Below are 18,360 nucleotides of genomic sequence, written 5' to 3' on the forward strand. Positions count from 1 at the left end.
GTCGAACATCCCAGTTCAGCGCTAGTATTTCATCGAACACCACGGGTATATGGGCGCACATTTATTGCCCCTCCATCGCCGCTATGTGCACCGCGGGTAGTTCTGCGCACCACGCCGGCCCGACCCACGCCCGCACCACCAGCCCACGCCCCTCCAACGCCGAGAACACAGCGAGCACAGAGCCGAGTCCCCAGCGTGCCGGGTGCGAGACTCTCTTTTTGGGCTTCTATGGTGAATGATGGAGGATAAGTGCGTGCGCCCAGATTCTCAGGGTGGGGCTATCGGCTAGCCACGGATGGCCCAGCGTTAATTATCTGGTCCTAGAGTCGGACATATGCGGCCGCAGTGGATGCTAGAAATCCACGACTAGCTGTGGAGTCCGAGGAGAAGAAAGCGAGCCCCTCATGCGAGCAGATGCCCAAGCGAACCGTGAAGCCATTGTGATGGCGGCCCAAACCCTCTTCCAAGAGGAGGGTATTGACGTCTCCTTTCGGCGAATCGCCACCGAAGCCGATGTCGGCGTGGCCACAGTGCACCGCAATTTCCCGGATCGGCGGGTCCTCGTTAATGCCGTCACCGAGCGCGTCACCGCACAGGCGCACGATATTGTGCGCGCCCACGAACATAGCTGGGACGAGGATCCGTGGCAGAACTGGAATGATGTCATCCTCGAGTTGGTGCGGCTGGGGATTACCCCGCTGGCCGAGCAGATCTCGCGCTTTGCATATGACGAAAACCTTCTGGCCGAGATCGTGGAGCAGCGGCGCACGGCGATCAGCGAGGTCTTTGCCGGACTCTTAGATAAGGCGCGGCGGCACCGCTTCATTCCCGCGGATGTCACTCCCATCCGCTTCGCCGTCGGCATCGGCATGATCTCGCGCGAGCTGCCCGCCGTGGGGCGGCAGCTGGTGGATGATCAACAGGAATGGTTTGCGCGTGTCTATCTCGAGGGGTTGCGCTCGCTGGCCCAATAAAGACACAACACAGCCCGCCACCCCAGGTGGGGAGACGGGCTGGGAAGGAGGCCGCTATGCACTGGATACCGCTCGCCGCGGCCCTCGGGGTGCTCATCACCGGGAGTATCGCGGTGTTCGGCACCGGCGGGGGAGCGCTTGTCGCGGCGGTGGCCGCGGGTAGCTCCGCGCTCTGCGGGGCGTGGGCGGTGGCTCACCTGCGTGTGGCGCGAGGGGTACTCAGCGGCTACATGCTGGTGGCTCTCGTAGCACTAGCTGGCCTTGGATTAGGCCTTGGTGTCGAGGGGAACGCGGCCCGCGTGGCCCACGTGGTGTGGGCGCTGGCTGCGGGAACCTTGTGTGTGCTCGCAGCCAGCGTGGCGGTATATCACCCGCGGGCGCTGCGTCGTTAAGCCTTAGAGTCCTGCTGCTCGGCGCTATCGTCCTCGTCCTCGATCTCGGTGCGCTCCTCATCGGCCACGGTAGCGAGTAGCTTCTCGTTATCGGCCTTGGAGCGGTCGAGCTCGTGGTTGAGCTCGAGGGAGTGATCGTCATAGGTCTTCGGGTTGATATACGCGCGGGTGAGCTGGCGAATGCGGTGGCGGCGCTGCTTCTCACCGGTGATGAGGTGCGACCAGCGGATGCGCCAGATCACGAAGATCACGCCGATCACCATGCCGATATAGCCCAGGATCGGGAAGATGATCTGGATGAGCGGGCCGAAGCCGATGAGGCTGATCGCCCAGCTGATACCCAGAATCACCAGCAGGTTCACCCACTGCGGGGTGGGGGTGGCCACCTGGATGCGGCGGGAGAAGGCGTACACATCGCCGAGGGCGGTGTTGAAGATCATCACCAGAATCAGCAGCGACAAGCCATAGCCGGCCACGGGGTGGATGTTGGTGACGATCGCCGCCATCGGAATGTCCTTGCCGGCGGCAGTGTCCACGTTGAAGAACAGCACGATGGTTTCCAGCACCAAGATGATGGTGAGGATCAGACCGCCCAGCATGCCGCCGACGGCCACGGCCTTGAGCTTGGTGTAGGAGCCGCCGATCACCAGCGACATACCGACCGCGCAAATCAGGGACATGCCGGCGTAGTTCATGGCCGACCACCACCACGGCTTCACAGGGGTGGGCTCATTGAGTGCGATCTCATTGGCGGCCTCAACGGAGAAGCCCTCGGGGATATTGACGATGGTGTAGATGAACAGTACGACGATGGCCACGATCATCAACGGGGTGACGGCGCCAATCACGCTGGAGACGCGCACCGGGTTGAGGAAGCAGACAAAGTAGACGATCACAGCCATAATCAACGAGCCCAGCCAGGAGGGCACGCCGAAGGACTGTTCGAAGGTGGAGCCTGCGCCGGCGAGCATCATCATGCCCATGGTGGCCATGGTGATGGATACGGCCACATCCAAAATCCACGACACGCGCGGGTGGGCCACATTCTTAAATACGGCGCCGTGTTCATCGGCGAGGAAGAAACTGCCGATTTGGAGGATGACGGCGCTCACTACGATGAGGACGATGCCGGTGAGCACGAGCGCCCAGATTCCGGTTCCGGTGCCAAAGGAGACAAAGTATTGCATCATCTCCTTACCGGTGGCGAAGCCCGCCCCCACGAGTAGTCCGACAAAGGCCATGGCGATTGCCATGCTCTCTTTCATGGTGTGTTGCCCCTTAGGGATATATGTAAGGTCAGGTAACGTCCCGCCCCATCTTTCCATGAATGTGGCTGTTCTTCTAACGCACTTCCGTGCATACAGCGCTTATCGACGCCATCTCCGCCACAGTTTCGATCCGCCTCAGCTACCCCAAAATGGTGGTTGGGCCGTGTTCTTCGGTGAATATCCTCACAGTTGCCAGAGCCGATGGGTGGGAGGCATACGCGGCGGCGGGCTTAGGCATTGCCGCAGCTGGGGGCGTATATGTGAGCTGGCCTGTGGGGTGGTGATGTGGGGGACGGCGATGCGGGAGGCCTAGGTGTGAGCTGGCTCGCCCACCAGTGCTGGCTGGGAGTGGGACAATGGGGCCTATGGCTGACAATGATGTTGTGAAAATTCTTAACGAAGACGAGTGCCTGGAGAAGCTCGGTACCCAGCAATTGGGCCGTGTGGTGGTGCGCCGCAAGGATGAGATGGACATCTTCCCCGTGAACTATGTGGTGGATGATGGCTGTATCTATATTCGCACCGCGCAGGGCAATAAGCTCTTCTCGCTCTTCGTCAATCCCGATGTGCTCTTTGAGGTGGACTACTTCACCGAGGAGCGCGCCTGGTCCGTGGTGATTCAAGGCACCGCCGAGGTGCTCGACCGCCAGGAGGATATCGACTACGCCGAGGGACTGAACCTGAAGCCGTGGCTGCCGACGCTGAAGTACAACTTCGTGCGTATTACCCCGCAGCAGCTCAACGGCCGCGCATTCCGGCTCGGTGAGGAGCCGGAGCGCTACTAGCCCCAAGGCTGCTGCGTGACTAGCTGCGCCACCAGCTATCGGTGTGGGTGGCGGGCAGCGCCCGCTTGTGGCGGCCGCGCTGCCACAGCTGCTCGATCCGCTCGCGGGCGGCATCATTAATGGTTTTGCCCTCGAGGTAGTCGTCGATCTCGCTATAGCGCACCCCCAGTGCGTCCTCGTCCGCGAGCAGCGGGCGATCATCTTCGAGGTCAGCGGTGGGCACCTTAGTCCAGGTGCTCTCGGGGGCGCCTAGCTCGGCGAGTAGGGCGGCGCCTTGGCGCTTATTCAGCCCCCAGAGGGGGAGGAGATCGGCGCCGCCATCGCCGAACTTGGTGAAGAATCCGGTGACATTTTCCGCCGCGTGATCTGTGCCCACGACCAGCAGGTTGCGCTCGCCGGCGATGGCGTACTGCATCACCATGCGTTCCCGAGCCTTAACATTGCCGCGGTGAAAATCGCTCATGCTGGTCTGCTCGAGGGCTTGGGCCACGCCGTCTTCCACCATGTCGGTGGCGGGCTTAATATTGACGCGCAGCTCGTGGTCGGGGTGGATGAAGCGCATGGCCACATCCACATCTGCCTCGTCTGCTTGGCGGTCATAAGGCAGGCGCACGGCATAAAACTCGGTCTCATGGCCGGCGGCGCGGCGCTTCTCCACGGCGAGCTGGGCGAGCTTGCCCGCTAGCGTGGAGTCCTGCCCGCCGGAGATGCCGAGCACGAAGCCGGCAAGCCCGGTGGCCTCTAGGTAGTCGCAGAGAAAATCCACGCGGCGGGTGATCTCTGCGGCGGGGTCTATGGTGGGGTGGACGTCGAGGTGGTCGATGATCTCAGCTTGGAGTGTCTGCATGCGGCCGATAGTAGTCTCGCCGCCGAGTCGGCGGCATTTTGTACAATGTTGCGCCGGTGGTCTATGATAATCGTTCGTGTCATTGAACCCCGTGAATGCTCTGCACTCACGTCGCGGTTCGGCAGGGCGCCCACGGTGGGTGACCCTTAGAACTTATAAGCGCTAATAGAAAGGAGCGCCCGATGAAGGTCCGCAAGTCGCTTCGGTCGCTGAAGAACAAGCCGGGCGCCCAGGTTGTGCGTCGTCGTGGCAAGGTGTATGTCCTGAACAAGAAGGACCCCCGCTTCAAGGCTCGCCAGGGCTAATCCTGTAGGTCCTTGGCTTGTCAGCCTACCTAGATACACCGCCTGTCCTTACCCTGTGAGGATGGGCGGTGTTTTTTGTTGGTGAGCAGGAATACATCCCCGAATATAACGATTCGATAACGACGCTCCTGCGGTTTTAGCATTCTCCCAAGACGGGTAAAGACAGAACTACGTTTGTTAGCAAACGCTTCTCGCCAGATGTAGTGCTTACATGGATGTCATCTTGGGAATTCCCAGCGTGTAACTACTACATATTGTGCCCTTGCGGTAAATGGGTACTACGTATAGTGTCTACTTCAGCAGCTCACCGCAAGGTCCTCACTTGCAGGTGACACCGTGTACCACCGCAGCACCCCTTTGACTGCGATTCATTCCCCAAGCAATAAGGATTACTCCGACGATGGCTATCACTCTCTACACCAAGCCCGCCTGCATGCAGTGCAACGCCACAAAGAAGGCTCTCGACCGTGCCGGTCTGGAGTACTCGCTCGTGGACATCAGCATGGACAGCGAGGCACTCGACTATGTGATGGCTCTCGGCTACGTTCAGGCACCCGTCGTGGTGGCTGATGGAGAGCACTGGTCGGGCTTCCGCCCTGAGCGCATTCGCACGCTCAGCGCCCAGGTAGCCTAGCCGCTTATCGCTTGCGGATAGTAAAGGGGCCACTCGTCGTAGTTACACAGTACAAACGAGTGGTCCTGTTTCTATTGGCCCCTAGATACCAGGATTCGGCAGGCGCATCATGCTTGTAGTGTATTTTTCCTCCGTGACGGGGAATACGAAAAAATTCGTCGAAAAGCTCGGGTTTCCTGCACGCAGGATTCCACTTCGTAAAAATGACGAGCCGCTCATCGTGCATGAGCCTTATGTGTTGATTTGCCCCACCTATGGCGGTGGGGTCTCCATTATGGGCCGCGAACCGAAACCTGTGCCCGTGCAGGTGATTCGCTTTCTCAACAATGACAACAACCGCTCGCTTATTCGGGCTGTGATCGCCGGCGGAAACTCAAACTTCGGGAAAGATTTTGGCGTGGCAGGTGATCTTATTGCCGCCAAATGCCAGGTGCCCTATGTGTATCGCTTCGAACTCATGGGCACCGATGAGGATGTACGTCTCGTACAAGAAGGACTCAGGGAGAGCGCCGAGCAGCTTGGCCTGCGGCCACTATCCCAGCATGCGGAGAATGCCAGCGGCTTCTAGAGTCGGTGTTCTAGGATGACTAGGGCCGAAGCCGACACCGCGTAGAGACACACGCAACAACAGCAACCACAGGTTGGCGCCGCTTAAGGCGCACAACCGAAATTTCAAGATGTAAAGGAAACGATCGACTGTGGCCGAGATGGGAAAGAACGTCGCCGAACCGGTGCGCAAGGCAGATCAGCTGGATTATCACGCGCTCAACGCGATGCTGAATCTGTACGACGATGAAGGCAAGATCCAGTTCGATAAGGATCGTGAGGCGGCTAACCAGTTCTTCCTGCAGCACGTCAACCAGAACACCGTCTTTTTTCACAACCTCCGGGAAAAGCTGGATTATCTGCTGGACAATGACTACTACGAGAAGCATGTGCTGGAAAAGTGGGACTTCCCCTTTGTGAAGTCCCTATTCAAGCGGGCCTATGCGAAGCGCTTCCGCTTCGAGACCTTCCTCGGCGCCTATAAGTACTACACCAGCTACACCCTCACCACCTTCGATGGACGGCGCTATCTCGAGCGCTTCGAGGACCGCGTGTGCATGGTGGCGCTGACGCTGGCCGATGGCGATGAGCGCCTCGCCGAGATGCTGGTGGATGAGATCATGGGTGGCCGCTTCCAGCCCGCCACCCCGACCTTCCTCAACTCCGGTAAGGCCCAGCGCGGCGAGCCGGTGTCCTGCTTCCTGCTGCGCATCGAAGACAATATGGAATCGATCGGCCGCGCCATCAACTCCGCACTGCAGCTCTCCAAGCGCGGTGGCGGCGTGGCGTTGCTGCTGTCGAACCTGCGTGAGCAGGGCGCACCGATTAAGAAGATCGAAAACCAGTCCTCCGGCGTGGTGCCGGTGATGAAGCTGCTGGAGGATTCCTTCTCCTATGCCAACCAGCTGGGTGCCCGGCAGGGTGCCGGTGCCGTGTACCTGCACGCCCACCACCCGGACATCATGCGCTTTTTGGACACCAAGCGAGAGAACGCGGATGAGAAGATCCGCATTAAAACCCTCTCGCTCGGTGTGGTGATCCCCGATATCACCTTCGAGCTGGCGAAGAAGAACGATGACATGTACCTCTTCTCGCCCTATGACGTGGAGCGGGTCTATGGCAAGCCCTTTGCCGATGTGCCCATCAGCGAGCACTACGCAGAGATGGTGGAGGATCCCCGGATCCGCAAGACCAAGATCAACGCGCGCCATTTCTTCCAGACGCTCGCCGAGATCCAGTTTGAGTCCGGCTACCCCTACATCATGTTCGAGGACACGGTGAATGAGGCCAACCCCATCGAGGGCCGCATCACTCACTCGAACCTGTGCTCTGAGATTCTGCAGATTTCCACCGCCTCGGAGTTCAACGATGATCTGTCCTATTCCCACGTCGGCGAGGATATTTCCTGCAACTTGGGCTCGTTGAATATCGCCAAGACCATGGACTCCCCGGACTTCTCGGCCACCATCGAGGCCGCTATCCGCGGGCTGACGGCGGTGTCCGAGCAGACCGCGATCGACTCGGTGCCGTCGATCCGCAAGGGCAATGACAACGCCCACGCTATCGGCCTCGGCCAGATGAACCTGCACGGCTTTTTGGGCCGCGAGCACATCCACTATGGCTCCGAGGAGGCCTTGGACTTCACCAACGCCTACTTCGCCGCGGTGATGTATGAGTGCATCAAGGCCTCCAACCAGATCGCGAAGGAGCGTGGCGAGCACTTCACCAAGTTCGAAACCTCCGACTATGCCACCGGCGAGTTCTTCGACCGCTATGATCCGGCCGAGTTCGCGCCCCGCACCGAGCGGGTGAAGGAGATCTTCGCCAACTCCACCATTCACACCCCCACCGCAGAGGAGTGGGCGGAGCTGAAGGAATCGGTGGCCACCTACGGCATGTTTAACCGCTATCTGCAGGCGGTGCCGCCGACGGGCTCGATCTCCTATATCAACAACTCCACCTCCTCGATCCACCCGATCGCCTCCAAGGTGGAGATCCGCAAGGAAGGCAAGATTGGTCGCGTCTACTACCCGGCGCCGTATATGACCAATGAGAACCTGGACTACTACCAGGACGCCTACGAGGTCGGTTTCGAGAAGATTATCGATACCTACGCGGTGGCCACCAAGTATGTGGACCAGGGCCTCTCGCTCACGCTGTTCTTCAAGGACACCGCCACCACCCGCGATATCAACCGCGCCCAGATCTACGCGTGGCGCAAGGGCATTAAGACGGTCTACTACATCCGGCTGCGCCAAACCGCGCTCACCGGCACCGAAGTGCAGGGTTGTGTGAGCTGTATGCTCTAGCCCCTGCGCGCCTCGCGCCGTCTCATCCGACAGCCTCATCCCGCACGGGGTGGGGCTGTTCGGCTTTATCGGGGCGCTCGCGTAGGAAACCTAGGCGGTATCCGCCCGATCCACATAGGCGAGCATCCGCGTGCCATCCACATGCGGGAATACCAGCCACATCCAGCCCCAGACGGCGAGGGCAAGCAGAGCCGTGGCCCAGAGGGCGGCCGGGGCGAGCACGGGGGCGAGCATGAGCGCCAGCCACACCGGAAAGAGCGGCATGAGCATGCTGGCGCGGGGGCGGTATTCAAAGCCGCGCGCCTCGAGATACTCGCGGATGCGCTGCCGATAGGGGTGGGTATAAATCAGCATGATGCCGAGCGCGATGCACGCCACCATGATCGCCACCTGTATCCCGCGCGGCAGGGAGGTGGTCAGCACAGCCACGCCCAGAGCAAAGAGCACAGAGGTGCCCAGGCGCACCGGCGCAGGCGTGGGTATCGGGTTGGGAAGAGAACGCACTTCGCTTATCGACGGCATACCCCTAGGTTATCGAGCGCCCCGGACAGCAGGGGAGCAGGGGGTGATAGCAGCATGGTTGACGTGGACTCAAGCGCGGTGTTTACTAGCACTAGTAAGAACGAGTGTTCGATACGCGAGGGTGTCGGCGAGGGTTGTGGCGACGCGCATGAGGGGGTGGATACCGTGGATTCCTGCAGTGAGCAGTGCGCCGATCTGAGTGCGCTCAGCCGCGAACAGAAGGTGGCCGCCCTGCGCGCCCAGCTGGTGAGTATTGAGGGCGGAGGGGTCGCGCGCCCCGCCGAGATAACAACCGTCACAGAACGAGAAATCGCAGGTAGTGTGCGCCTGCCGCAGGTGCTGGCGGCGGCTATAGCTGGCGGCGGCCTGCCGCGCCGGGGGATTACCCTCGCCAGTGATTGTCCAGCGCTGGTGGTGTCCTTGGTGGCCTATGTCAGCGCCCAAGGGCAGCGGGTGGCGCTCGTGGGATGGGAGGATCTGCTGCTCGCCGAGGTACTCGAAGAAGGAGGGCTATTAGAAAATATCATCGTTGTCCGTGGCGCGGGTGAGGACACCGTGCAGATCGCCGCCGTGCTTGCCGAGGGCATGGACGTGGTGGTGGCCTATCTTCCCGCACTACGCCACGTGGGGGCGGCCGCGGAGCGGGCGCTGCGGGCGAAGCTGCGCCGCGGAGACTGTGCCGTGATGCTGGTCGGCGGCCCACAGCTGGTGGCGAATGCGGAGCTGCGGCTGGGCGCTACCCCGCAGCGTTTTCATGGCATGGACATGACAGGCCGCGGGCGCATTACCGGAGTGGATATTGCTGTGCAGGTACAGCAGCGGGGCCTGCCGGCCCGCACGGTGCATTATGAGCTGCGCGGTGCGGCGCCTGCCGCGGAATCCACCGCAGCCGCCGGCGAGCCAGAGATAGTGCAGTTGCAGGTGATCTAGAGTGCGGGTGCTGGCACTGTGGTACCCCGACTGGCCGGCGCAGGTGGTCTCTCGCGTCACAGGCAGCGGGCCGGATGTGCCCGTGATCGTGCACCACGAGCAGCGGGTATGGGTGGTCAACCAGGCGGGGCGTCGCCGTGGGGTGGCGCGGGGTATGCGGCTGCGTGCCGCCCAGATGATCTGCCCCGAGGCAGTCACCGCGGCGCGAGACGACACCGCGGATGGGGAGGCCTTCGCGGTGATCGTGGAATCGCTCTCCCAGGTGGCGGCCACCGTGGAGGTGCTGCGCCCCGGGCTGGTGCTGGTGGCGGCAGATAGTCTGGCCCGCTACTACGGCACGGAGGATCGCGCGATGGATCTGGCGATGACGGCCGCCGCAGAACAGGGCGTCGATCTGCGCATGGGGGTGGCCGATGAGCTGGCGACGGCGATTATCGCCGCCCGCAGTAGCCGCCTCGGTGCGGTGGTGCCCGCAGGCGGCAGTCGCGGATTCCTTAAGCAGGTGGGGCTGCGTGCCATCGGCGCCGAACCCAGCCTGGGAGTGGGGGAGGAGCTGGTGGGCCAGCTGGCGGAGATGGGGGTGCGTCGCTGCGGCGAGATGCTGCAGCTGCCGCGCGCGGCGGTGGCCACGCGATTCTCCCGCGCCGGGATGCGGCTCTATGCGATCTGTGCGGCCGATAGCTCGCGGCGCTTAGCGCCCGCAGCGGAGAACACGCGGGGAGAAGCCGTGGTGTATGCCCCCGAGGAGCCTCTGCTGCGGGTGGACCAGGCGGCCTTTATTGCCCGCTCCCTCGCGGCGCGGCTGCATGAGCGCCTCGCCGCCGCGGGCCGGGTATGTGTGCAGCTGGCCATTCGCGCCACCGTGGATGATGGCGCCAGCCAGTGCACGCTGGAAAGGGTATGGCGCACCTTCGCCCCCTTGGATGAGGCGGCCACCGCCGACAGGGTGCGCTGGCAGCTGGGCGGGTGGATCACCCACCGGCAGCAGCACACCCAGGGCGAGGAGGACGATCTCACCGGCGGCATCGTGGAGCTCGAGCTCATCCCCCTAGAGACGGAACACCCAGGGGCGGATACCGGGCTATGGGAGGCGCTTGGCGATACGGCGCAACGGGCCGAGCGGGCCGAGAAAGTCATCACCCGCGTGCAGTCACGCTATGGCAGCGATACGGTGCTGCGCCCCTTCGATCATGGCGGGCGCGGGGTGGTAGAGCGCATCGGCTATGTGAGCAATGGGGAGCGGGTTCCCGCAGCCGATACGGGCAGCTGGCCGGGGCGGCTGGCCGCGCCACTACCCGCCCGGCGCAGCCCCGGATGGAATCATCCGGCCAGCAAGATCGGGCTGTATGATGCCGCCGGGGAGCCAGTGGCCCTCGCAGAGGATCTGCTGCTGAGCGCTACGCCGCAGACGGTGGTGTGGGGCTCGCGCCGGCTGCGCGTGAGCGGCTGGGCCGGGCCCTGGCCGGTGGACGAGCAGTGGTGGTCGGCCGCGCCCGCATCCGGTGTCGGCATCCACCCCGCACACGCCCGGCTCCAGCTCACGGCCACGGATCCCCGCCGCGTCTATGGCTGGGTGCTGGTGTGGGTGCGCGGCTCGTGGCGGATTGAGGCCAGCTATGTCTAGGCCGAGTGAGCGATATCGATCACTACCCGCGTCGGGTTCTCCAGCACCGTGACAGAGAAGGGGCGTTGGCCGCCGCTGAGGCCAATCACGAATTGGGTGCGGGCCTCGAAAGTGCCGGCGTCCAGCACCTCTTGCACGATGCCCTTGCCGGAGGTGTTGCTCCATTCCAGCGGCGGGAAGTCCTTGCCGAACTCCATCGGATAGGCGGTGCCGGTGAGATCCACCTGGAGATAGGTATCGCCGGCGACCTCGAGGGGGCGGCCGCTGGCCTGCTGCAGCGGCTGTGCCTCATAGACGGCGCGCCAGCCCGGGGTGCTGCCCTTTTCCACGTCGAGATCAATAACAACGCGGTCGAAGTTCTTGTGGCGGCCTACGCGCACCGCGGTGGGGAGCACCTTGCCGGTGCCCGCACCCCATTCCTCGCTGGAGGTATTTTCGGCGGTGCTGAGCTCGCCGAGCGGGGTAATGCCCGGATCCTCGTTCACCGGCTCCCGATCCTCCGAGTCATATTCGGCCGGCAGGGTAGTGGAGGAGGTGACGGTCTCCGTGGAACGGGTGGTGGAGGTCTCTGCGGTGGTGCTCACCGAGACGCTGGTCTCTACGGGATCCTCCGCCTCGCCGGGGGAGCAGCCAGCCACCGTGAGCGAGGTAGCCAGCGCCACACACGTCAGGGCGCGGGCATAGGGGCGGGACAGTACACGGGTAGAAGCGATGTCATTCATATTTTAATCCTACTAATTTGCTGCAGGTGTGTGGCCGCCTTGTGCTGGGGCGCAGTGGAAGGGGACTGGAGGGCGGCGTCGATAAGCGTGCAGGCGCCGCGTGGTGCGCGATACGGGGATATGCCCCACTAAGCTGGTGTCCATGACTGAGACTGCCGCCCCCGAGATTCCCACCGATGGCCGTTTGTCCTGCGAGCCGGAGCAGATGGCCTGCTCAGAGCTGAAGGAGGAGCCCATCGAGGGCACGGCCAAAGCGGGGCAGAAGTTTGTGCTTTTCGAACACCACCAAGGCTGGAGCCGCGATGTGCTCGATGGCGGCTCCTTTGGCGGGGAGCTCAGTGGCAAACTCAGCTACTTCTTCGGGGTGCATAACGCCTCCTTTCAGCTCATTCGCCCCGCAGGCAGGCCGAAGCCGCGCGAGCGCTACCGCGTGTTCATCATCTTCACCGGCAATGGGCTGCAGCAGCCCGTGGTGGAGCGGCTGGAGGTCAGCTGCCCGCAGGATCTTTTAAAGCTCAACCTCGATAGGCCGCTGGCTAATGGTGGGCAGAAAGTGACGCACCCGCTGGTGCTGGTGTGCACCCACGGCAAGCGCGATAAGTGCTGCGCGATTAAGGGCCGGCCCCTCGCCGCGGAATTAGCGGCGCGCGCCGAGGAGGAATGGGTATGGGAAACCTCGCACATGAAGGGGCACCGCTTCGCCGCCACCCTCATGCTTATGCCCTGGGGCTATTCCTATGCCTATATGGACACCGAGCGGGCCCTCGCCATGCTGGAGGCGGTGCAGCGCGGGGAGCTCTACCTGCCGCAGCTGCGCGGTCGGGGCTGTTTCGACGCCGCCGGGCAGGTGGCCGAGATCCTCGTGGCGCGCAGCTATGGCAGCCCCGAGATCGGCTCGCTCTATGTGGAGGAGGTGGACCTGGGCGGGGAGAAGAGCCCGGAGAAAACGGTGCGGGAAGTCAGCCTGCCCGATGGCTCCAGCTATCACGTGTTCCTCGAGCGCCGACCGGCAGGGGAGATGATCCCATCCTGTGGGAAACCGGCGAAAAAGGCCCACAAGTGGGTGGGGCGCGTGCGGCGCGTCGTGGCGGAAAGCTAGGAAAAAGTCACGGGTGATGGGATGCCAGCATAGGCTGGTGTCTATGCCCGCACTCTTTCAGAAAAAGTCAGCCAGCATCGGAGTACCGCCCCAGCCGGAGGGGGCCGAGTACCCGGATCATTTTCCCGAAGAGCTCGCCGAGGGCAGCCCGCGGCAGCTGCGGGAGGACCTCGAAGCTCTGCTCGGGACGCGCAATGTGCATGCCCGCGCCCTCGATTTGGTGCGCTATGCCACCGATGCCAGCCCCTATCGGCGCTTCCCGCAGATCGTGGCCAGCCCCAGCACGGAGCAGGAGATCGCGGATATCTTTGCCTATGCGCAGCAGAATCACCGCACCGTGACCTTCCGCTCCGGCGGGTCCTCGCTCAATGGCCAGGCCCAATCCGATGACATCCTGCTGGATGTGCGGGAGAACTTCCGCGGGCTCGTGGTGCACCCCGAATCCGTGACGGTGCGCCCCGGCGAGGCCCTCGGCGGAGTGCAGAATGTGCTTGCCCGCTACGGGCGGGTGCTGGGCCCGGACCCGGCGTCGGCAAGCGTGGCGACGATCGGCGGCGTGCTGGCGAATAATGCCGGCGGTATGCGCTGCAGCCTGGAAAAGGACTCCTATCACAGCGTGCAGGGGCTGAAGATCGTGTTGCCGAGCGGCACCATCATCGATACCCGCCTGCCCGATGCGGAGGAGACACTGTGGCAGCGGGAGCCGGAGCTTGCCCAGGGGCTCATCGAGCTGCGGGATGAGATCCGCGCCGACGAGGACTTGGTGGCGCGGCTGCGCACGAAGTTCTCCATCCGCAACACCATTGGTCTGCGCCTGGATGCCTTCCTCGATGCCGATACCGCCAGCGGCATCCTCACCAAGCTGATGATCGGCTCCGAGGGGATTCTCGGCTTCATCGCGGAAGCCGATATCGCCACCCTGCCCAAGCCGCGCTATACAGCCGTGACCTGGGTGACCCTGCCCAGCCTGGAGCTCGCCGCGGACTATGTGCACCGCCTCATGGAGGCCGGCGCCCTGGCCTGTGAGCTGCTCGTCTCCCCGGTATTGAAGGGCTCGGTCGGCTCCTTTAAGGGGGCCCACGATGAGTGGGCATCGCTTGACGACGACGCTTCGGCGCTGCTCCTCGAGGTGGGAGGAACCACGGAGGACGAACGCGACGCGGCCGTGGCTGCGGCACGGGCCGTGCTGGCCGATGCGGAGCTGCTCTCCCCGCTGCACTTCATGGAGGACGCCATCGACCAGGCCAATGCCTGGGAGATCCGCTCCGGGCTGATGCCGCTGCTCGGGCACCAGCGCCCCCAAAACTCCTCGCTGATCACCGAGGACGTGTGCTTCCCGCCGGCACGCATCGGCGAGGCCGCCAAAGACCTCATGGAGCTGCTGCGCGAATACAACTATCCGCCCTCGGTGATGGGGCATGCCGCCTTCGGTAACCTGCACTTTTTCATGACGCCCTCCTTCGGCTCCTCAGACGAAGTGCGCCGCTATGACCAGTTCATCGAAGAGATGACGGAGCTGGTGCTCAATAAATACGATGGCTCCCTCAAAGCCGAGCACGGCACCGGGCTGAACATGGCCCCGCTGGTGGAACGCGAATGGGGGCCCCAAGCCTTCGACCTGATGTGGCGGGTGAAGCGACTAATCGACCCCACCGGCATTCTCGCCCCCGATGTGCAGCTCACCAGCAACGCCGAGGTGCACCTCCAGGACTTCAAGTCCACCCCCGCCATCGAGGCGATCGCCAATGCCTGCATCGAATGCGGCTTCTGCGAGGAAGTCTGCCCCTCCCGGCACGTCACCACCACCCCGCGCCAGCGGATCGTGCTGCGCCGCGAGATGGCCCGGCAGCCCGCCGGCTCCCAGATGCTCGGGGCGCTCATCGACGAATACGGCTATGACGCCATCGACATGTGCGCCGCGGACTCCAGCTGCGCCATCGCCTGCCCGCTGCGCATCGACACCGGCAAGATGATGAAACTCTTCCGCGAGCTGGAAAACGGCCAGATCGCCAACCGCGTGGCACTCATCCTGGCCAAGAACTGGGCGGCCGTGGAGACCGCCGCCCGCAGCGGCCTGAGCGCCCAAGACGCACTTAAGAAAGTGGTGGGGGAGAAACTCGGCGCCCGCTCCGTGTCCATCGCCACCGGAATGCTGCGCTCCTTCATGGACAATGACCTCGTGCCCTCCGCCGAACACGGCCTACCCGGCGGGGCCGCCACACTGCCCGCGGGAGATGATCCGGCCGCAGCGGATGCCGTGTACTTCCCCGCCTGCGTGAACCGCATGTTCGGCCGCTCCGGGGAAGGCCACTCCCTCCCCGAAACCCTGCTCGCGCTCTCTCAGCGCGCTGGGCAGAAGGTGGCGATCCCCCAGGATGTTGCCGGCACCTGCTGCACCACGCCGTTTAGCTCCAAGGGCTTTCACGACGCCAAAACCTATATGGCGCGCCACACCGCCGAGAAACTTTGGCAGTGGTCCCGCCACGGCACCATCCCCGTGATCGTGGACGCCTCCAGCTGCACCCACGGCATTCTCTCCGGCATCCCCGAGTGCCTCGACGGCGAGCTCGCCGAAAACTTCGCCCAGATCGAGATCCTCGACTCCACCCAATGGGCCGCCCGGCTGATCGAGCACCTTGAACCCACCCATCGCCTCGGGCGGGTGGCCGTGCACCCGAACTGCTCGCTGGCCCACATGGAACTCAGCGACACCCTCGTGCGCGTCGCTAGTTTCGCCGCCGACGAGGCCTTCGTGCCCCGCGGCGCCGGCTGCTGCGGCACCGCCGGCGACCGCGGCATGCTCCACCCCGAGCTCCTCGACGCCGCCACCCGCGACGAGCGCGCCGGGCTGGCCGAGGCCGAAGCCAACGGGCGCGTGGACGCCTATGTGTCCTCCAACCGCACCTGCGAGCTGGGCATGGAACAAATCACCGGGCGAAGCTATGAGCACGTGCTGTACCTGCTGGAGGAGGCGACGCGGTAGGTCGCGAGGCGGTGATCCTGCAGCTACAGGCTTGTCGTTGTGGGATCATCGCAGCGCAGGACGTGGAAAGCGGTACCGCCGTTAAGCGTGGTGCACCGCCATAGGCTTTCACCGAGACCGCCACTATGCCCATTTTCGCTGGGGTTCAGTTCGATATACCCCTGATAGACTTCCTGGATGCAAGACTACCTGCCCGCCCTATGCTGGGGTTCAGTTCGATATACCCCTGATAGACTTCCTGAGGACGCGATCACCGTGATCAAGCGGCTGGGGTTCAGTTCGATATACCCCTGATAGACTTCGCGCGGCCCTCGGTGTATCGGTAGCTCGGCTGGGGTTCAGTTCGATATACCCCTGATAGACTTCGGAGGGGGCGCTCGGAGAGTTCTACGACGCTGGGGTTCAGTTCGATATACCCCTGATAGACTTCCAAAAAGTGGGGTGATCGTGGCGACGAGGCTGGGGTTCAGTTCGATATACCCCTGATAGACTTCTCCTCTTTCCACTGTGGTTTCCCGTCGGGCTGGGGTTCAGTTCGATATACCCCTGATAGACTTCCGTAACTCTGGTCTCACTCGTGAGCCGTGCTGGGGTTCAGTTCGATATACCCCTGATAGACTTCGGGACCGCGTACTGGAAGAGTACGAGTTGCTGGGGTTCAGTTCGATATACCCCTGATAGACTTCGATCCTGTACCCGGCCGGCACCTGGGCGGCTGGGGTTCAGTTCGATATACCCCTGATAGACTTCCGGCGCGGCGAGTGGATCGACCCCAGCCGCTGGGGTTCAGTTCGATATACCCCTGATAGACTTCTGGTGCTCGCCGCTTACCACTACCTGCGGCTGGGGTTCAGTTCGATATACCCCTGATAGACTTCATGACACACCAGACTATGTGACCGAGGTAGCTGGGGTTCAGTTCGATATACCCCTGATAGACTTCGCGCTGTGGGGTGATGGGTACCAGGGTGGCTGGGGTTCAGTTCGATATACCCCTGATAGACTTCAGCTGATCTCGACACCATCCGGGGACAAGCTGGGGTTCAGTTCGATATACCCCTGATAGACTTCAACCAGACTGAAAGGACGTAGCTGTGTAGCTGGGGTTCAGTTCGATATACCCCTGATAGACTTCAGTTAGGCCCAGAAACAGGGTCTGAACTGGGTCTTTTTCAGCATACGTTTTTAAAAAATTGTGAGTTGAGAGGGGATTTCCTCGACCGCTTGTTCCTTGTGGTTCGAAAAACGGATCGCCTTTGCCCACTGCTGGTCCGTCACGGACAAAATGCGCACTTCTCCGCCTGCGGGAAGTTCGCCTTTCACCTGTTTCACGATTGTGCTGAGACGCGCCGCCAGTGGGAAATACTGAACGTAAACACTGTACTGGGCGCGGCAGAAACCAAGGTCGAACAACCGGTTGCGGAAGCGATTAGCTTCCCTACGCTGGTTTTTGGTCTTGACCGGAAGGTCAAACATCACGACGCACCACACCGGTTCACTGTCCTTCGCCGGCACTGAGCTGCCCTTCCCAACGCGGGACTTGTAGCCGATCCACTGTTCCTTCGACGTACAGACCAAAATGCTGCGCAAAGTCTTGAAAGACCGTCGACACGCTCTGGCCATCGCTGTTGAACGGGTAGCTGTGAACAAAGGATGAAAGTTGGTGCTTGTGATCTGCGGTGAGCGGTGAAGCCGGCTCCAGAATAGAGAACACAAACTGATCAATGAACGGACGGAACGGCTCCATAAGATCGTCAACCAGAGCGAAGGCGTTAGCACGGCCATGATGGAACACACCGAGTGTCCCAGCAAGCCCAGCACCAGCGACTGCCCGTATTCCAGTTCCTCTAAGAAGCGTGTAACCGTAGTCAAGCGCGGAGTTGAACCCGTCCGAAGCAGCGCCTGGTTGCCGCCTGAAATCTGGGCCTTCCGAGAGTGCTTTCCAATAGATTCGCGCGGCTACTGCTTCTTTATTATCCACGTCGCCTGACCGAACACTACGGCTGAGCTTCTTTAAAAGGTGGTAGCTCTCCTTATTCAGCGCCTCCGCAGTTGCCGCTTGTCCGTAAATCTTTGCACTCACGATTCGCGCCCACGCCTGTTTACGGCGGGGGAGGGAAAGTGAAGCCTGTGCCTGCTGACGTGCGCCGATACGAGTGTGTTCATTCCATGGGCTCGCCCCAGCAACTGGTACACCACGCCAATCGGTAATGAGGAGCGCAATGTCGTATTCGCTGAGCTTTGCGAGCACTGCGCCGGAAATATTCACCTTCGTTCCGACCATGACGACCGCGATATGACTCAACGGGACGGTGACTGCCTCTGATGCGTTGTCCGGCTGGATGGCCAGTTGACCTCGGTGATAACGAATGGTCCCCTCGAGGTTCGAGCAGTCTACAACCCTCCAGCCGGAATGCATG

At 62.4% G+C, this 18,360-nt stretch carries 17 protein-coding genes and 1 CRISPR repeat array; of the genes, 11 read left to right on the forward strand and 6 right to left on the reverse strand.

The window, feature by feature from the left end; translation table 11 throughout:
• The first annotated feature begins 404 nt into the window (after positions 1 to 404).
• Positions 405 to 974 carry a TetR/AcrR family transcriptional regulator gene (locus tag KRX12_RS08960; protein ID WP_151550282.1) on the forward strand — a complete coding sequence of 190 codons (570 nt, stop codon included), beginning with the start codon at positions 405 to 407 and terminating at the stop codon, positions 972 to 974.
• A 56-nt stretch (positions 975 to 1,030) separates the two neighbouring features.
• Entirely contained in the window at positions 1,031 to 1,366 is a 336-nt protein-coding gene (locus KRX12_RS08965) for a hypothetical protein (protein ID WP_218366405.1), read from the forward strand.
• Here the strand turns inward: KRX12_RS08965 and KRX12_RS08970 are convergent.
• Positions 1,363 to 2,631, reverse strand: a complete 1,269-nt coding sequence (locus KRX12_RS08970) for a hypothetical protein (RefSeq protein ID WP_218365289.1) — start codon at positions 2,629 to 2,631, stop codon at positions 1,363 to 1,365. The genes KRX12_RS08965 and KRX12_RS08970 overlap by 4 nt on opposite strands.
• Before the next feature lie 368 nt (positions 2,632 to 2,999).
• Between KRX12_RS08970 and KRX12_RS08975 the strand changes: the two genes are divergently transcribed.
• Positions 3,000 to 3,419, forward strand: coding sequence for a pyridoxamine 5'-phosphate oxidase family protein (locus tag KRX12_RS08975; RefSeq protein ID WP_151529590.1), 420 nt, complete (start codon positions 3,000 to 3,002; stop codon positions 3,417 to 3,419).
• Positions 3,420 to 3,438: 19 nt separating this feature from the next.
• Here KRX12_RS08975 and nadE read toward each other — a convergent pair whose 3' ends face one another.
• Positions 3,439 to 4,266: an ammonia-dependent NAD(+) synthetase gene (nadE, locus tag KRX12_RS08980; protein WP_218366406.1), complete on the reverse strand. Its 828-nt coding sequence runs from the start codon at positions 4,264 to 4,266 to the stop codon at positions 3,439 to 3,441.
• 182 nt (positions 4,267 to 4,448) lie between these two features.
• Here nadE and ykgO point away from each other — a divergent pair, with 182 nt between their 5' ends.
• The 4 genes from ykgO to nrdE all read left to right on the forward strand — a co-directional run bounded on the left by ykgO (position 4,449) and on the right by nrdE (position 8,060).
• Complete coding sequence (gene ykgO, locus KRX12_RS08985; RefSeq protein WP_151529588.1) at positions 4,449 to 4,571, forward strand: type B 50S ribosomal protein L36; 123 nt, start codon at positions 4,449 to 4,451, stop codon at positions 4,569 to 4,571.
• Positions 4,572 to 4,971: 400 nt separating this feature from the next.
• The gene (gene nrdH / locus KRX12_RS08990) at positions 4,972 to 5,205 is read left to right on the forward strand and encodes a glutaredoxin-like protein NrdH (protein ID WP_151529587.1); all 234 of its coding nucleotides are present in this window, start codon (positions 4,972 to 4,974) and stop codon (positions 5,203 to 5,205) included.
• 109 nt (positions 5,206 to 5,314) lie between these two features.
• On the forward strand, positions 5,315 to 5,773 hold the full coding sequence (gene nrdI / locus KRX12_RS08995) for a class Ib ribonucleoside-diphosphate reductase assembly flavoprotein NrdI (RefSeq protein ID WP_218365287.1): 459 nt from the start codon (positions 5,315 to 5,317) through the stop codon (positions 5,771 to 5,773).
• Positions 5,774 to 5,912: 139 nt separating this feature from the next.
• Entirely contained in the window at positions 5,913 to 8,060 is a 2,148-nt protein-coding gene (nrdE, locus tag KRX12_RS09000; RefSeq protein WP_218365312.1) for a class 1b ribonucleoside-diphosphate reductase subunit alpha, read from the forward strand.
• A 90-nt stretch (positions 8,061 to 8,150) separates the two neighbouring features.
• Here nrdE and KRX12_RS09005 read toward each other — a convergent pair whose 3' ends face one another.
• Positions 8,151 to 8,582, reverse strand: coding sequence for a hypothetical protein (locus KRX12_RS09005; protein WP_218365286.1), 432 nt, complete (start codon positions 8,580 to 8,582; stop codon positions 8,151 to 8,153).
• Positions 8,583 to 8,747: 165 nt separating this feature from the next.
• Between KRX12_RS09005 and KRX12_RS09010 the strand changes: the two genes are divergently transcribed.
• Both KRX12_RS09010 and KRX12_RS09015 read left to right on the forward strand, forming a co-directional pair.
• Positions 8,748 to 9,512, forward strand: coding sequence for a hypothetical protein (locus KRX12_RS09010; RefSeq protein WP_218366407.1), 765 nt, complete (start codon positions 8,748 to 8,750; stop codon positions 9,510 to 9,512).
• 7 nt (positions 9,513 to 9,519) lie between these two features.
• Positions 9,520 to 11,136: a DNA polymerase Y family protein gene (locus KRX12_RS09015; protein ID WP_370625569.1), complete on the forward strand. Its 1,617-nt coding sequence runs from the start codon at positions 9,520 to 9,522 to the stop codon at positions 11,134 to 11,136.
• Here KRX12_RS09015 and KRX12_RS09020 read toward each other — a convergent pair.
• A complete protein-coding gene (locus KRX12_RS09020) occupies positions 11,133 to 11,858 on the reverse strand; it encodes a hypothetical protein (protein ID WP_218366409.1) in 726 nt (241 codons plus the stop codon). The two genes, KRX12_RS09015 and KRX12_RS09020, sit on opposite strands and share 4 nt — an antisense overlap.
• 142 nt (positions 11,859 to 12,000) lie before the next feature.
• Between KRX12_RS09020 and KRX12_RS09025 the strand changes: the two genes are divergently transcribed.
• Positions 12,001 to 12,957 carry a sucrase ferredoxin gene (locus tag KRX12_RS09025; protein ID WP_218366410.1) on the forward strand — a complete coding sequence of 319 codons (957 nt, stop codon included), beginning with the start codon at positions 12,001 to 12,003 and terminating at the stop codon, positions 12,955 to 12,957.
• A gap of 43 nt (positions 12,958 to 13,000) precedes the next feature.
• Positions 13,001 to 15,940: an FAD-binding and (Fe-S)-binding domain-containing protein gene (locus KRX12_RS09030; RefSeq protein ID WP_218366411.1), complete on the forward strand. Its 2,940-nt coding sequence runs from the start codon at positions 13,001 to 13,003 to the stop codon at positions 15,938 to 15,940.
• A 137-nt stretch (positions 15,941 to 16,077) separates the two neighbouring features.
• Positions 16,078 to 17,075: a CRISPR direct-repeat array (repeat unit 36 nt; unit sequence GCTGGGGTTCAGTTCGATATACCCCTGATAGACTTC).
• Positions 17,076 to 17,125: 50 nt separating this feature from the next.
• On the opposite strand, the gene cas2 is transcribed toward KRX12_RS09030, so the two are convergent.
• Together cas2 and cas1 are read right to left on the reverse strand one after the other, a co-directional pair.
• Positions 17,126 to 17,455 carry a CRISPR-associated endonuclease Cas2 gene (gene cas2, locus KRX12_RS09035; protein ID WP_218366412.1) on the reverse strand — a complete coding sequence of 110 codons (330 nt, stop codon included), beginning with the start codon at positions 17,453 to 17,455 and terminating at the stop codon, positions 17,126 to 17,128.
• On the reverse strand, positions 17,436 to 18,359 hold the full coding sequence (gene cas1 / locus KRX12_RS09040; protein WP_218366413.1) for a type II CRISPR-associated endonuclease Cas1: 924 nt from the start codon (positions 18,357 to 18,359) through the stop codon (positions 17,436 to 17,438). The genes cas2 and cas1 overlap by 20 nt, the downstream gene beginning before the upstream one ends.
• Position 18,360: the final 1 nt, after the last annotated feature.

This window comes from Corynebacterium sp. TAE3-ERU2, from assembly GCF_019209955.1.
GTDB lineage: Bacteria > Actinomycetota > Actinomycetes > Mycobacteriales > Mycobacteriaceae > Corynebacterium > Corynebacterium megadyptis.